We start from the raw sequence: 13,088 nt of genomic DNA on the forward strand, positions 1-13,088 counted from the left end.
GCCCGCCTATGCTGAAGCCACGCCCCTGCGCAGGCCGCCTGAATGTCCCGCAAGGTCCTCCTCGTTCTCGCCGTTCTGGTGACACTCGCCCTGCTGGGATTCGCGTGGCAGTGGCTGGCCGAACGCGACATGTTCGACGCCAACACGCTCTTCGGCATGCTGCAAGGCTCGCTGGCCTGGCGCGACCGGCCCTGGGCCGGTGCCGTGGTGATCACAACCTTTGTAGCTGCCTCGCTGGTGCTGTTCCCGCTGAGCGTGCTGGTGGTGCTGGCGGGCCTGATCTTCGGTTCCGTGTGGGGCTTCGTCTATTCGCTGATCGGCACGCTCCTCGGTGCCATCGCTACCTTCTGGCTGGGACGCTGGCTCGGACGCGACGCCCTCTTGCGCTATGGCGGCAGGCGACTGCTGGGCCTGTCGCGCTATCTGGCCGGGCGCGGCGTGCGTACCATCACCGTGCTCAACCTGCTGCCCCTGGCGCCCTACACCCTGACCAACCTGCTGGCCGGCGCCTTCCACATCCGCTTCCGCGACTTTCTGCTCGGCACCTTCATTGGCGCCACGCCGGGCTTGGCCGGCATCATCCTGCTGAGCAGCCAGCTCGGTACGCTGCTGACCGCCGAGGATCGCCACGAGCTGGCCTGGGCGGCCGGTGGCATCGCCGTGGGGCTCGCGCTGCTCTACGGGCTCAAGCGCTACGCCGATGGCCGCCAGCGTCGCCGCCACTGAGTTCATCAGCAGGCGTCGTCGATCGCCGGCACCCGGCCCGGCATGTGCTCCTCGAGAAAGGCCACGAAGGCGCGGATGCGCGCCGGCACGTGGCGGCGTTGCTGGTAGACGGCATGGAAGTCGGCACGCACCCCGCGCCACTCGGGCAGCAGCGCGACCAGCCTGCCCTCCGCCAGGTGCCGGTGCACGTCCCACCATGAGCGCAGCGCGATCCCGTGGCCGTCGAGCGCCAGCCGCACGATCACCTCGCCGTCGTTGCTGGCCAGCGGGCCGGCCACCTTGACCGCCTGCTCCTCCCCGCTGCCGCCGCGGTGGCGAAAGCGCCAGACGGCGTAGTCGCTTTCGTTCTCGCGCAGCACCAGGCAGGAGTGAGCGGTGAGGTCGGCGGGCGACGCCAAGGGGGGCATGCGTGCCACGTAAGCGGGGGAGGCACACAGCACCCGCCGGTTGGCGAGAATGCGTCGCGCCACCAGGCGCGAATCGGGCGGTTCGCCCACGCGGATGCCGACATCGAAGCCCTGCTCGCCCAGGCTCAGCGGATAGTTGGAGAGTTCCAGCGTCGCCTCGATGGACGGATGCCGCGCGCAGAATGCCGACAGCAGCGGCGCCACGTGACGGCGTCCGAAGCCGAAGGTGGCGTTGACCCGCAGCGGCCCCGAGAGGGCCGCCTGCTGCTCGCCCAGCGCCTCCTCCAGTTCGGCCAGCTCCTCGAGGATGGCCGCGCCGCGCTCCAGGTAGCGCTCGCCCTCGGCGGTCAGCGACAGGCGCCGCGTGGTGCGGCTGGCCAGCTCCACGCCCAGGCGGGCTTCGAGCTGCTTGAGACGCTTGCTCACGGCCGACAGCGACAGGCCCAGGTCGCGCGCCGTGGCCGTCAGGCTGCCGGCACGCGCCAGTTGCTGGAAAAAGACCAGGTCATCGAGCTGAGCCATGTCACTCTCCACTCTCGTTCAACAATGGCTTTCCATTCAGCCCGATTATCTCCATGAAGCCAAGGGGCTAGACTGGGGGCAGTCAGAATTCAAAGGAAGCACTCATGTTCGAGGGATTCCGTACGTTCGACGTCGCCCACGGCGACATTCGCATCCACGGCCGCATCGGCGGCTCGGGGCCACCCCTGCTGTTGCTGCACGGCCACCCACAGACCCACGTGATCTGGCATCGCCTGGCCGAGCCGCTGGCAAGCCGCTTCACCGTGGTGGCCACCGACCTTCGCGGCTATGGCGATTCGTCCAAGCCACCCGGCGAGCCGGATCACGCCAACTACAGCAAGCGAGCCATGGCCGACGACCAAGTCGCGGTCATGCGCGAGCTGGGTTTCGAACGCTTCTTCCTGTGCGGCCACGATCGTGGCGGGCGCGTCGCCCATCGCCTGGCGATGGATCACCCCGCGGCGGTGCAGAAGCTGATGCTGCTCGATATCGCCCCGACGCTTGCCATGTACGAGCAGACCGACCGCACCTTCGCCACCGCCTATTTCCACTGGTTCTTCCTGATCCAGCCCTCGCCGCTGCCGGAGACCCTGATCGAGGCCTCGCCCGCCGACTACATCACTCGCACCATGGGTGGGCGGCATGCCAGCCTCGACGCCTTCGACCCAGCGGCCATTGCCGAATACCAGCGCTGCCTGGCCCAGCCCGGCGCGGCTCATGCCCTGTGCGAGGACTACCGCGCCAGCAACGGCATCGACCTGGAACACGACCGCGCCGACCGTGAAGCGGGACGCCGCATCGGCTGCCCGGTCAGCGTGCTGTGGGGCAAGCACGGCATCATCGAGCGCTGCTTCGACCCGCTGGCAGAGTGGCGCGCCGTGGCCGAGCGGGTCGAGGGCGAAGCCCTGCCCTGCGGCCACTATCTCCCCGAGGAAGCGCCGGAAGCGCTGTATTCACGCATCACTCACTTCATGACCACCCCCACCTGAGGATACAACCATGACCCATCGTATCGCCGTCATTCCCGGCGACGGCATCGGCAACGAGGTGATGCCGGAAGGCCTGCGCGTGCTCGAAGCCGCCGCCAAGCGCTTCGACATCGACCTGACCTTCGAGCACTTCGACTTCGCCTGCTGCGACTACTACGCCAAGCACGGCAAGATGATGCCCGACGACTGGTTCGAGCAGCTCAAGGACTTCGACGCCATCTTCTACGGCGCGGTGGGCTGGCCCGACACGGTGCCCGACCACGTCTCGCTGTGGGGTTCGCTGCTGCAGTTCCGCCGCCAGTTCGACCAGTACATCAACCTGCGCCCGTGCAAGCTGCTGCCGGGGATCAAGAGCCCGCTGGCCGACCGCAAGCCCGGCGACATCGACTTCTACGTGGTGCGCGAGAACACCGAGGGCGAGTACTCCAGCGTCGGTGGCAAGATGTTCGAGGGCACCGAGCGCGAGGTGGTGATCCAGGAGACGGTGATGACCCGCCACGGCACCGACCGGGTGCTCAAGTTCGCCTTCGAGCTGGCGGCCTCCCGTCCCAGGAAAAAGCTCACCTCGGCAACCAAGTCCAACGGTATCGCCATCACCATGCCGTGGTGGGACGAGCGGGTCGTGGCCATGGCGGGCCACTATCCCGAGGTCAGCGTCGACAAGTTCCACATCGACATCCTCACTGCCAACTTCGTCATGCATCCCGACTGGTTCGACGTGGTGGTGGCCAGCAACCTGTTCGGCGACATCCTCTCCGACCTGGGCCCCGCGTGCACCGGCACCATCGGCGTGGCGCCCTCGGCCAACATCAACCCCGAAGGCACCTTCCCCAGCCTGTTCGAGCCGGTCCACGGCAGCGCCCCGGACATCGCCGGCAAGGGCATCGCCAACCCCATCGGCCAGATCTGGTCCGGCGCCATGATGCTCGAGCACCTGGGCCACAAGGAGGCCGCCGACGCCATCGTCACTGCCTTCGAAGCGGTACTGGCGGAGGCCGACCCGGCCGTGCTGACGCCGGACATCCGCGGCCAGGGCACTACCGAGACACTGGGCCGGGCCATCGTCGAGCGGGTAGCGGTGTAGCACAGCCGATTTCGTTGACCTGTGTCAACTTGCGGTAAGAATCAAGAAGCGAGCAATACCGAAAAGGGATAGGTTATAAGCATATAACAATAATAGCCGACCCATTCCGCAGGAGACTCGCCACCCATGTCTGAACAGGATCACGAGCCCTCTCGCCTCAACCGCCGCCAGTTCCTGAAGTATGGCGCTGGCGCCGGTGCGGCCGGACTGCTCTATTCATCGGGTCTCCAGGCCCGTGCCTTGGCCACCAAGTCCCGCATCGTCATCCTCGGTGGCGGAGCCGGCGGCATGGCCATGGCCAACCGGCTGTCGCGCCGCCTCGATGGCGCCCGCATCAGCCTGGTCGAGCCGCGCGAGGTCCACCACTACCAGCCCGGCTGGACCCTGGTGGCCTCTGGCGTGTGGAACCCCGAAAAGACCATGCGACCAAATTCCCGCTTCGTGCCGAACGGCATCAACTGGATTCGCCAGCTCGCCGCCGGCATCGATGCCGCCAACCGCAAGGTCGAGCTGGAGGATGGCTCGCAGCTCGACTATGACTACTTGATCGTTGCCACCGGCCTGCAGCTCAACTATCAGCTGATCGACGGCATGTCTCCCGACCTGGTCGGCAGCCACGGCATCGGCAGCGTCTATGCCAGTATCGAGGGCGCCACCCGCACCCGGGACGCCATCGACGCCTGGATTGCCCAGGGCAGTGGCAAGGGTATCTTCACCGCGGCCCCCACCCCGGTGAAATGCGCCGGCGCCCCGCTCAAGATGACCTTCACCACACTCTCTCGCCTCGAGGCAAGCGGGCGACGCGAGGCCTTCCAGGTGGAGTACATGGCCCCGGGGGACGCACTCTTTACGCAGCCCTACATCAACGACTTCGTCAAACAGCGTTTCGATGATCAGGGCGTGACCCGCCGCCACCACTACCGGCTCTCAGCCATCGACCCGCAGGCTCGCAAGGCCGAGTTCACCTTCGTCGGACCCGACAGCGAGTTCACTTCGCACCACGAGCTGCGTGAAGCAGAATTCTCCCGCGAGGGCGAACGCAAGGTGGTGACCGGCTATGACTTCATCCATGTCGTGCCGCCAATGAGTGCGCCTGACTACCTCAAGAGCAGCGATCTGATCGCGCAGGACGGCCCCTTCCGCGGCGAGTGGCTGGACGTGGACATGCATACCCTGCAGCACAACCGTTACCCCGAAGTCTTCGGCATCGGCGACGTGATCGGCGCCCCCATCAACAAGACCGCAGCCAGCGTCAAGGCACAGGCGCCGGTGGTCGAGGCCAATCTGATCGCGCAGTTGCAGGGTCAGACGCTTCCGCGCCGCCACAACGGCTATACCTCCTGTCCGATGATCACGGGAATCGGCAAGGCGATGCTGGTGGAGTTCGGCTATGACAACGACTTCGCCTTCCTGCCCTCCTTTCCTTTCATCGATCCCCGCGACGAATCCTGGGTCACCTGGGTAATGAAGGATCGCATGCTGCAGCCCGCCTATTATGCGGTGCTGGAAGGCCGAGCCTGAGGAGAACTCCCATGACCATGACAGGCATCTTGACCATTTTGATGTATGCCCTGGCCCCTTTCCTGTGGCTGATAGTAACCAGCGTGGTGCTACTGCTGACCGTTCAGCTTCTGGCACACCTGCGTGGCTACAGAATTCTCGGCTATCGTTGTCTGGGTGCCAATCTAGCCGCAATTGCAGTAGGCCTCACCGGGCTATGGTGGATTCCGCTCTTCACCCATTCGCGGCTGGCTTATGTCGCCAGCGTGTTCGATTGGATCGCTCTGATCGGGGCTTTGTTCGCAACGGCGATACTGGCGTGGCTCGTCTTGCATCCGCTGAGCTTTCTACTGCGTGGAAAGTCGGCAAGTTCCGCCTGACGCGAACCCTTGATTAAGGGGAGCCCTGGTAGGCGATACCAATCTACCTTGCCTGGGCGCCTCGCGTATTCGACCTGATCCGTGTTAACCCGATGCCGCAAAGAATGAAACAGGCATTCTCCTGCGTAACGCTCTGCTTTGTTTTCGTTTCCATTCGGTAAGCAGCCACTTTTAAAGCAAATTCTTCGTCTAGCCTGATCAGTGCCAGCCCACTAGGGCAAAGCGCAATGAAAGGAGGAACGGCATGAAAAGGACAGCAATTGCCATTGCGGTGGGTGCACTGAGCACCGGTTTGAGCCACGGCCTGCTCGCCCAGGAGACTCAGGACGAGGAGACTCAGCCGCTTAACGAACAGCAGCAGATGAGCGAAGAGAGCGCTCAGGATCAGGGCGCTCAGGCCCAGTCAGGCAGCGAAGCCGCTGAGATTCAGGTCGAGGAAGAACCCGCCGACGTGAACGTCGATCAGGAACCGGCCGAAGTGCAGGTCGAGCAAGAGCCGCCCGACGTCCAGGTCGAGCAGAACCCCCCCGAGGTCACCATCGAGCAGCAGGACCCCAACGTCGATGTGGAGCAGGCCGAGCCTAACGTTACGGTCGAGAAGAAGGGCGAGGCCGACGTCGAGGTGGAGCATGCCGAAGAGGCCGAGGCCGAGATTCGCAATCCGGACGAGCAGCAGGACCAGCAGCAGGAGTCCGAACAGGCCTCGCAGAACCAGGCTGACCAGGACCAGGCCGCACAGGGCGATGACCTGATGAGCATGGAGGTCAGCGAGGTCGAAGGACAGGCCGTCTACAGCAAACAGGATGACGAGAAGATCGGTGACGTCGAGCGCGTGGTTCGCGACACCGAGAGCAACGACACTTACGTCGTCATCTCCGAGGGCGGCTTCCTCGGCTTCGGCGAGGACGAGATGGGCTATCCCATCGACGAACTCGAGATTCGCAGCGAAGGCGAACTGGTCGTGGAGTCCGGTGACAGCGGGCAATCCGGCGATTACGGTAGCGACCAGTACGAAGAACTCGACGACAACCAGACCCTGCGGGAGGCCATGCAGAGCAACTGAGCATGGACCGTCAGGTCTGGCGCATGGCCCTGGCGGCCATGCCAGCAAGGCGCGGCATTTGCCGCGCCTTCTTTCGTCTTCGCAGTCGCTTCAGGAGGCGAGCCTGACCGCGACGTCGGCCACGCTCCTGCCCTGCATCCGGGCCAGTTCCAGTTCGTGCTCGGTCGGTTGGCGCGAGCCGTCGGCCCCGGCCAGGGTCGATGCCCCGTAGGGCGAGCCGCCCTGCACGCTGGAGATGTCGAACTGCGACTCGAGGCCATAGCCGATCGGCACGATCAGCATGCCGTGGTGCGCCAGCGTGGTCCAGGAGGTCACGATGGTGGTCTCGTTGCCACCGCCAGTGCCGGTCGAGGTGAACACACTGCCCACCTTGCCGCGCAGCGCCCCCTTGGCCCACAGGCTGCCGGTCTGGTCGAGGAAGGTGCGCATCTGCCCGGTCATGTTGCCGAAGCGGGTCGGCGTGCCGAAGATCACCGCATCGTAATCGGCCAGCTCCTGGGGCTTGGCCTCGGGAGTATCGAACGTCTTTCCGCCGGCCTTGGCAAAGGCCTCGGAATCCATGGTCTCGGGTACGCGCTTCACCCAGACTTCGGCACCTTCCACCTGGCGCACGCCTTCCGCCACTGCCTTGGCGAGGGTATCGATATGGCCATGCATGGAGTGATAGAGCACGAGTACCTTGGTCATCTTACGCCTCCTTTCCTGGTTGCCGTCCAAACGCCGGCTCCGCCGGCGGGTACCTGACAGCATAGAAAGGAACGCAATGAAGAAAAGCGAAGCATTTCGTCCAGGCGTTTCGAATTTATCGTCGCGCCAGCCGCCAGCCGCCCTGGAGCACCCGTACCCTGCCGGCGGCCAGGTTGTCGCGCAGGTTGCATCCCATGCGCCCGAATTCCGCACCGAACAGCAGCGTCGGCCCCGGGAGCCCGGCCGCGTCAAGGCCACCATCCCGTCGACCGGGTGCCTGCCGCCAGGCCAGGGCCGCCTCGGTGACGTCCGCCACCGCGAAGGGCTCGAAGCCGGCCAGCACCATGGCACGCTCGAGCCGCTCCCGACTGCGCAAATGGCTGGTGGCCTCGGTACGCGCCCAGGGCACCGGCAGCGCTAGCGACTCGGGGTTGTCGCCGGCCACCAGTTCGTGCAGCAGCACGCGGCCGCCGGGTACCAGCAGGCGCCGCCACTCGGCCAGCACCCGCGGCAGGTGCGGCATGTTCATCAGCGCATGCTGGCACCACACCAGGTCGAGGCCGCCCGCCGCCAGCGGCACGTGGGCGGCGTCGGCGCAGGAGAAGCGGCATCGCTCGGCCAGACCGGTGGCCGCGCTGAGCCAGCGCGCCACCTCGACGAAGGCCACCGTGATATCGACCCCGACCACGTCGCAGCCGTACTCCGCGGCCAGCAGCCGGCTGGCGCCGCCGGTGCCACAGCCGACGTCGAGCACGCGCTCGCCGCCGCGCAACTCACCCAGTGCCGCCAGGGCCCGGCTGGCGCTGCGACCGCCGAGGTGCAACTGATCGATGCCGGCCACGTCGTCGAGACTCAAGCGCTCCGGGTCGCACCCCGCCGCCCGGAACGCCTCGCGCAGGTGCGCCAGCAGGGGCTGTCCCGCCACGTCGCCGGCAGCGTAATGCTCATTGAGCTGGCGACCATGAGCGAAGGTGTCGTCACCGAGGGCGGTTGGCATGACGGGCTCCTCGTCGGGCGGAATGGAAGGGTCAGCTTAGTCCCCGCCTGGCCCCGCCCCTATTGGCCAAAGGTCGGCACGCCCAGTTTCAATATCGCACCCGGGCTTTCACCAGCCCGACGCACGATCTTGCGATATGGACCCGCGCACCGGATGGTGGCCAAGGTCTCACCATCCTACTCACAACCGACCCGGACATCCCATGCTGTCGGAATGGATCGAGCTAAGCCTGGAAGACGCCAGCCCCAGCCAGCCCAGCGGGCCCCTTCCCGGCGGTACCTATACCCTGCACGCGGCCGGCGTTCTCGAGCTGACGCCCGCCGCCTGCCGCGATGATGCGCCGGCCTGCGTGCTCTCGGCCGGCATCCACGGCAACGAAACCGCGCCCATCGAGTTGCTGGGGGCGTGCCTCGCCCGCCTCGAAGCGGGCCTGCTGAGGCTGGGCGCACCGGTGCTTGTGATCCTGGGCAACCTCGAGGCGATTCGGCGCGGCACGCGCTACGTGCACACCAATCTCAATCGCCTGTTCCGTCGCGACCTCGGCGAAACCGGCATGGAGCCGGACCGTGCCCGCCTGCTGATGCGTGCGGTCGACGACTTCTTCGCCCGCTATCCCGGCCGCGAGCGCCTGCATTACGACCTGCACACGGCGATTCGCGACAGCCGCTACCCGCGCTTCGTGGTCGAGCCCTACGCCGAGACCGCGACACGTCATGAACAGTGGCGTTGGCTGGCGGCGGCGAACATCCAGGCGGTGCTGCACCAGCATCGGCACAGCTGGACGTTTTCGCACTACTCAAAGCATTATCACCGCGCGCAGGCCTTCACTCTGGAGCTGGGACGCGCGCTGCCCTTCGGCGAGAACGACCTTGCCCCGCTGATGCCGATGGCCCGGCTTATCGAAGCCTTACTGGCAGGGCGCGAACCGCGGGGAGCCGATCCCGAGCGCATGGTGTTCTTCCGCGTGGCCCACGAACTGATGCGCCATTCCAGCGACTTCCGCCTGTGCTTCGCCGACGACACGCCGAACTTCACTGAGTTCCAGCCCGGCGCGCGGCTCGCCGAGGACGCCGAGGCCGGCCCCTTCGTCGTCGCCGATGCGCCGCTCAGCGTGGTGTTTCCCAATGCCGAGGTCGAGCTGGGTGCGCGTGCTGCGCTGCTGGCCCGGCCGACACCACCACCCGACTGACACCAGAAAACACCTGCAAGAACCGGCAAATCCAGCGTTTCTTCTCGCCTCAGAACAATAATCAGGAGCCTTTTAATGATCCTTGACCGCCAGAATATCGACTATCGTCCCATGGGATTGGCCTGGCTTCCCTCTGCCGAAAGCCCTCAGGCCTGTTAGAATCGCCCCTTTTTCGCGCCTGCCCGCTTAACCGGCCGTCGCCCCGGCGACTCGTCCCGATCTGGAGCCCGTCCCATGGCCGATACCCCGATTCCCCTCGAAGTGCGCAACATCAAGAAGCGCTTCGGCGATACCGAAGTCCTCAAGGGCCTCTCCCTGCAGGCCCGCAAGGGCGATGTCATCACCCTGATCGGAGCCTCCGGCTCCGGCAAGAGTACCTTCCTGCGCTGCATGAACCTGCTGGAGCAGCCCGACGAGGGCGACCTGATCGTGCACGGCGAGGAGATCCGCTTCAAGCAGACCCGGCACGGTCGCGAACCGGCCGACTGGAAGCAGGTCGTGCGCATGCGCGCCAAGCTGTCGATGGTGTTCCAGAGCTTCAACCTGTGGGCACACATGACGCTGCTCGAGAACGTCATCGAGGCGCCCATCCACGTGCTCGGCGTGCCGCGCAAGGAGGCCATCGAGAAGGCCCGCGCCCTGCTCGAGCGGGTCGGCCTGACCGCCCGCGCCGACGCCTATCCGGCACAGATGTCGGGCGGCCAGCAGCAGCGTGGGGCGATCGCCCGGGCGCTGGCCATGGACCCCGAGGTGATGCTGTTCGACGAGCCCACCTCGGCGCTCGACCCGGAGCTGGTCGGCGACGTGCTCAAGGTCATGCGCGACCTGGCCGAGGAGGGTCGCACCATGGTCGTGGTCACCCACGAGATGGGCTTCGCCCGCGACGTGTCGAGCCAGGTGATCTACCTGCACCAGGGACTGGTCGAGGAGGCGGGGCCGCCCCAGGAGGTACTGGTCAACCCCACCTCGCCGCGGCTCCAGCAGTTCCTGGCACCGAAGTACTGAGGGGACATCCATGCTCGATCTACACGGCTACGGCCCTCGCCTGCTCGAAGGCGCCGGTGTCACGCTGCAACTGGCGGTGCTGTCGCTGGCGTTGGCGGTCCTGCTCGGCCTGCTGACCGCCAGCGCCAAGATGTCGCGCAGTTGGCTGCTCCATCGCACGGCCACGCTCTATACCACACTGATTCGCGGCGTCCCCGATCTGGTGCTGATGATGCTGCTGTTCTTCGGCGGCCAGATGGGGCTCAACCTGCTCACCGACAAGCTTTATGACCAGTTCGGCGTGGACTGGTACATCGATCTCAACGCCTTCGTCGCCGGCGTCATCACCATCGGCTTCATCTTCGGCGCCTACATGGGCGAGACCTTCCGCGGCGCCTTCATGGCGGTGGACCACGGCCAGATCGAGGCGGCCAAGGCCTACGGCATGGGTTCGTGGCTGGTGTTCCGCCGCATCCGCTTCCCGCTGATGATGCGCCACGCGCTGCCGGGGCTCTCCAACAACTGGATGGTACTGCTCAAGACCACGGCGCTGGTCTCGGTGATCGGCCTCACCGACATGGTCCGCGTCGCCGCCGAAGCCTCCCGCGCCACCCACGAGCCGTTCACCTTCCTGATCCCCGTGGCGGTCATCTACCTGTTGATCGCTAGCGTATCGGAGTGGATCTTCGCCCGCCTGCAGAAGCGCTACGATATCGGCTTCGGAGAGCACTGACATGGAACCACTGAACCAATGGCTCGCCGCCGTGCTGGAAGGCAACGTCATCTTCACCCCGCAGACGCTGGGCTATTACTGGGGGGGGCTGGTCACCACCAGCCAGCTGGTCTTCCTGTCGCTGCTGGTCGGCCTGGTGCTGGCCGTGCCGCTGGCCATCCTGCGCGGCTCGAAGCACCGCTGGATCAAGCTGCCGGTCTACTTCTACACCTACGTGTTTCGCGGCACGCCGCTGCTCGTGCAGCTCTATATCATCTATTACGGCGTGGTCTTCGTGGAGGGCATTCAGGACACTATGTTCTGGCCCATCCTCAAGGAGGCCTTCTATCCGGCGCTGATCGCCTTCACGCTCAATACCGCCGCCTACACCACCGAGATCTTCCACGGCGCGATCAAGGCCACCTCGCGCGGCGAAATCGAGGCGGCGCGGGCTTACGGCATGTCGCAGGGGCTGACGATGCGCCGCATCATCCTGCCCAGCGCCTTCCGCCGCGCCCTGCCGGCCTACGGCAACGAGGTGATCTTCATGCTGCACGCCAGCGCCATCGCCAGCGTGGTCACGCTGATGGACATCACCGGCGCGGCCCGCTTCGTCTACGCACGCTACTACGCACCCTTCGAAGCGTTCATCTTCGCCGCGCTGATCTACCTCTGCCTGACCTTCGCCATCCTCTATCTCTTCCGCTACCTGGAGAAGCGGCTGCTGGCACACCTCAAGCCGTTGAGCGGGAACTGATCAACGTCAAACAGGCGTTGGAAATACCGCGTGCGGGGACTTTCGGCCCCGGCGTGGCTGCGCTAAATTCAGGCGCGACGTCACCTTAACGGTGCACGAACGAAAACAAGGAACTGAACGATGAAAAAACTGCTGACTGTATCCCTGCTGGGCGTCGCCATCGCCGCCGGTACCGCCCAGGCCCGTGATTACGATCACGTTCGCTTCGGCGTCGACGTGCCCTACGAGCCGATGGAGTACCGCACGCCCGAAGGTGAACTGACCGGTTTCGACATCGAGCTCGGCAACGCCATGTGCGAAGAGATCGGCGTGACCTGCGAGTGGATCGAGCAGGAGTGGGACGGCATCATTCCCGGCCTGCTGTCGCGCAAGTACGACGCCATCATGTCCTCGATGACCATCAACGACGAGCGTCGCGAGACCGTGCTGTTCTCGGATGCGTACATCACGCCGCCGTCGGCCTGGTTCGCCCCCGCCGAACTCGACCTCGAGGAGCCCACCCCCGAGGCGCTCGACGGCATGACCATCGGCGTGCAGCGCGGTACCCTGCAGGACAACTACGTCACCGACCTCTACGGCGACGTGGCCGAGATCAGCCGCTACTCCACCGCCGACGACATGGTGCTGGACATGGAAGCCCAGCGTCTCGACATCGTCTTCCTCGACTTCCCGGTGGGCAAGTCCACCCTGCTCGACAGCGAAGAGCGAGAGTACAAGGTCGTGGGCGAGACCATCACCGAGCCCAAGGAGTACTTCGGCGACGGCTTCGGTATCGCCTTCCGGCCGCGCGACGAGGCGCTGGCAGAGCGCTTCAACGAGGCCCTGGCCACGCTGAAGGAAGACGGCACCTACGACGAGATCTACCAGCGCTACTTCGAAGACTAAGCGCACGCCTCTCCCCTCCCCGGCCCCCGGGGAGGGGTTGACAAGCCCGGTCGGCTGATCGACAGTCGATCTCTCCAAGCATCGCATCGGGACACCGTCCATGATCGATTCCGCCACCCACCGCCACCAAGCGCTCGAGGCCTACCGCTGTTTCTTCGACAGCTTCTACCTCAGCGAATGGTTCGACGAATAAGCCCTTCCGCGGC

14 protein-coding genes are annotated in these 13,088 nt (G+C 65.5%); 11 read left to right on the forward strand and 3 right to left on the reverse strand.

Going from position 1 to position 13,088, the window contains the following annotated elements; translation table 11 throughout:
• Positions 1-42 precede the first annotated feature (42 nt).
• Positions 43-726 carry a TVP38/TMEM64 family protein gene (locus HNO51_RS16545; protein ID WP_197448344.1) on the forward strand — a complete coding sequence of 228 codons (684 nt, stop codon included), beginning with the start codon at positions 43-45 and terminating at the stop codon, positions 724-726.
• Positions 727-731: 5 nt separating this feature from the next.
• Here the strand turns inward: HNO51_RS16545 and HNO51_RS16550 are convergent, their stop codons facing one another.
• Positions 732-1,655 (reverse strand): LysR family transcriptional regulator, encoded by a 924-nt coding sequence (locus tag HNO51_RS16550; protein ID WP_197448345.1) that lies wholly within the window; start codon positions 1,653-1,655, stop codon positions 732-734.
• Positions 1,656-1,759: 104 nt separating this feature from the next.
• Here HNO51_RS16550 and HNO51_RS16555 point away from each other — a divergent pair, with 104 nt between their 5' ends.
• From HNO51_RS16555 to HNO51_RS16575, 5 genes are all read left to right on the forward strand, one after another.
• A complete protein-coding gene (locus HNO51_RS16555) occupies positions 1,760-2,644 on the forward strand; it encodes an alpha/beta fold hydrolase (RefSeq protein ID WP_197448346.1) in 885 nt (294 codons plus the stop codon).
• Positions 2,645-2,654: 10 nt separating this feature from the next.
• The gene (locus tag HNO51_RS16560; RefSeq protein ID WP_209537905.1) at positions 2,655-3,728 is read left to right on the forward strand and encodes a tartrate dehydrogenase; all 1,074 of its coding nucleotides are present in this window, start codon (positions 2,655-2,657) and stop codon (positions 3,726-3,728) included.
• A gap of 126 nt (positions 3,729-3,854) precedes the next feature.
• Positions 3,855-5,249: an NAD(P)/FAD-dependent oxidoreductase gene (locus HNO51_RS16565; protein WP_197448348.1), complete on the forward strand. Its 1,395-nt coding sequence runs from the start codon at positions 3,855-3,857 to the stop codon at positions 5,247-5,249.
• An 11-nt stretch (positions 5,250-5,260) separates the two neighbouring features.
• Positions 5,261-5,608 (forward strand): DUF5368 family protein, encoded by a 348-nt coding sequence (locus HNO51_RS16570; RefSeq protein ID WP_197448349.1) that lies wholly within the window; start codon positions 5,261-5,263, stop codon positions 5,606-5,608.
• A gap of 244 nt (positions 5,609-5,852) precedes the next feature.
• Entirely contained in the window at positions 5,853-6,671 is an 819-nt protein-coding gene (locus tag HNO51_RS16575; RefSeq protein ID WP_209537906.1) for a PRC-barrel domain-containing protein, read from the forward strand.
• 90 nt (positions 6,672-6,761) lie between these two features.
• Here the strand turns inward: HNO51_RS16575 and wrbA are convergent, their stop codons facing one another.
• Together wrbA and HNO51_RS16585 are read right to left on the reverse strand one after the other, a co-directional pair.
• On the reverse strand, positions 6,762-7,358 hold the full coding sequence (gene wrbA, locus HNO51_RS16580) for an NAD(P)H:quinone oxidoreductase (protein ID WP_197448351.1): 597 nt from the start codon (positions 7,356-7,358) through the stop codon (positions 6,762-6,764).
• Positions 7,359-7,473: 115 nt separating this feature from the next.
• Positions 7,474-8,355 carry a class I SAM-dependent methyltransferase gene (locus HNO51_RS16585; RefSeq protein WP_209537907.1) on the reverse strand — a complete coding sequence of 294 codons (882 nt, stop codon included), beginning with the start codon at positions 8,353-8,355 and terminating at the stop codon, positions 7,474-7,476.
• Between the two features lie 202 nt (positions 8,356-8,557).
• Between HNO51_RS16585 and HNO51_RS16590 the strand changes: the two genes are divergently transcribed.
• From HNO51_RS16590 to HNO51_RS16610, 5 genes are all read left to right on the forward strand, one after another.
• Positions 8,558-9,544 carry a succinylglutamate desuccinylase gene (locus HNO51_RS16590; protein ID WP_209537908.1) on the forward strand — a complete coding sequence of 329 codons (987 nt, stop codon included), beginning with the start codon at positions 8,558-8,560 and terminating at the stop codon, positions 9,542-9,544.
• 234 nt (positions 9,545-9,778) lie between these two features.
• The gene (locus HNO51_RS16595; RefSeq protein ID WP_197448354.1) at positions 9,779-10,549 is read left to right on the forward strand and encodes an ABC transporter ATP-binding protein; all 771 of its coding nucleotides are present in this window, start codon (positions 9,779-9,781) and stop codon (positions 10,547-10,549) included.
• A 10-nt stretch (positions 10,550-10,559) separates the two neighbouring features.
• Entirely contained in the window at positions 10,560-11,261 is a 702-nt protein-coding gene (locus HNO51_RS16600) for an ABC transporter permease (protein ID WP_197448355.1), read from the forward strand.
• A gap of 1 nt (position 11,262) precedes the next feature.
• The gene (locus tag HNO51_RS16605; RefSeq protein ID WP_209537909.1) at positions 11,263-11,997 is read left to right on the forward strand and encodes an ABC transporter permease; all 735 of its coding nucleotides are present in this window, start codon (positions 11,263-11,265) and stop codon (positions 11,995-11,997) included.
• Positions 11,998-12,117: 120 nt separating this feature from the next.
• Positions 12,118-12,882, forward strand: coding sequence for a transporter substrate-binding domain-containing protein (locus HNO51_RS16610; RefSeq protein ID WP_209537910.1), 765 nt, complete (start codon positions 12,118-12,120; stop codon positions 12,880-12,882).
• The last annotated feature ends 206 nt before the right edge of the window (positions 12,883-13,088 follow it).

It is taken from the genome of Billgrantia sulfidoxydans (assembly GCF_017868775.1).
In the GTDB taxonomy this organism is placed as follows: domain Bacteria; phylum Pseudomonadota; class Gammaproteobacteria; order Pseudomonadales; family Halomonadaceae; genus Halomonas; species Halomonas sulfidoxydans.

Coding starts and splice junctions, on each gene's coding strand:
- HNO51_RS16610 (WP_209537910.1), top strand. CDS start 12,118: ATGAAAAAACTGCTGACTGTATCCCTGCTGGGCGTCGCCATCGCCGCC.
- HNO51_RS16590 (WP_209537908.1), top strand. CDS start 8,558: ATGCTGTCGGAATGGATCGAGCTAAGCCTGGAAGACGCCAGCCCCAGC.
- HNO51_RS16565 (WP_197448348.1), top strand. CDS start 3,855: ATGTCTGAACAGGATCACGAGCCCTCTCGCCTCAACCGCCGCCAGTTC.
- HNO51_RS16575 (WP_209537906.1), top strand. CDS start 5,853: ATGAAAAGGACAGCAATTGCCATTGCGGTGGGTGCACTGAGCACCGGT.
- HNO51_RS16585 (WP_209537907.1), bottom strand. CDS start 8,355: ATGCCAACCGCCCTCGGTGACGACACCTTCGCTCATGGTCGCCAGCTC.
- HNO51_RS16550 (WP_197448345.1), bottom strand. CDS start 1,655: ATGGCTCAGCTCGATGACCTGGTCTTTTTCCAGCAACTGGCGCGTGCC.
- HNO51_RS16560 (WP_209537905.1), top strand. CDS start 2,655: ATGACCCATCGTATCGCCGTCATTCCCGGCGACGGCATCGGCAACGAG.
- HNO51_RS16600 (WP_197448355.1), top strand. CDS start 10,560: ATGCTCGATCTACACGGCTACGGCCCTCGCCTGCTCGAAGGCGCCGGT.
- HNO51_RS16570 (WP_197448349.1), top strand. CDS start 5,261: ATGACCATGACAGGCATCTTGACCATTTTGATGTATGCCCTGGCCCCT.
- HNO51_RS16555 (WP_197448346.1), top strand. CDS start 1,760: ATGTTCGAGGGATTCCGTACGTTCGACGTCGCCCACGGCGACATTCGC.
- HNO51_RS16545 (WP_197448344.1), top strand. CDS start 43: ATGTCCCGCAAGGTCCTCCTCGTTCTCGCCGTTCTGGTGACACTCGCC.
- wrbA (WP_197448351.1), bottom strand. CDS start 7,358: ATGACCAAGGTACTCGTGCTCTATCACTCCATGCATGGCCATATCGAT.
- HNO51_RS16595 (WP_197448354.1), top strand. CDS start 9,779: ATGGCCGATACCCCGATTCCCCTCGAAGTGCGCAACATCAAGAAGCGC.
- HNO51_RS16605 (WP_209537909.1), top strand. CDS start 11,263: ATGGAACCACTGAACCAATGGCTCGCCGCCGTGCTGGAAGGCAACGTC.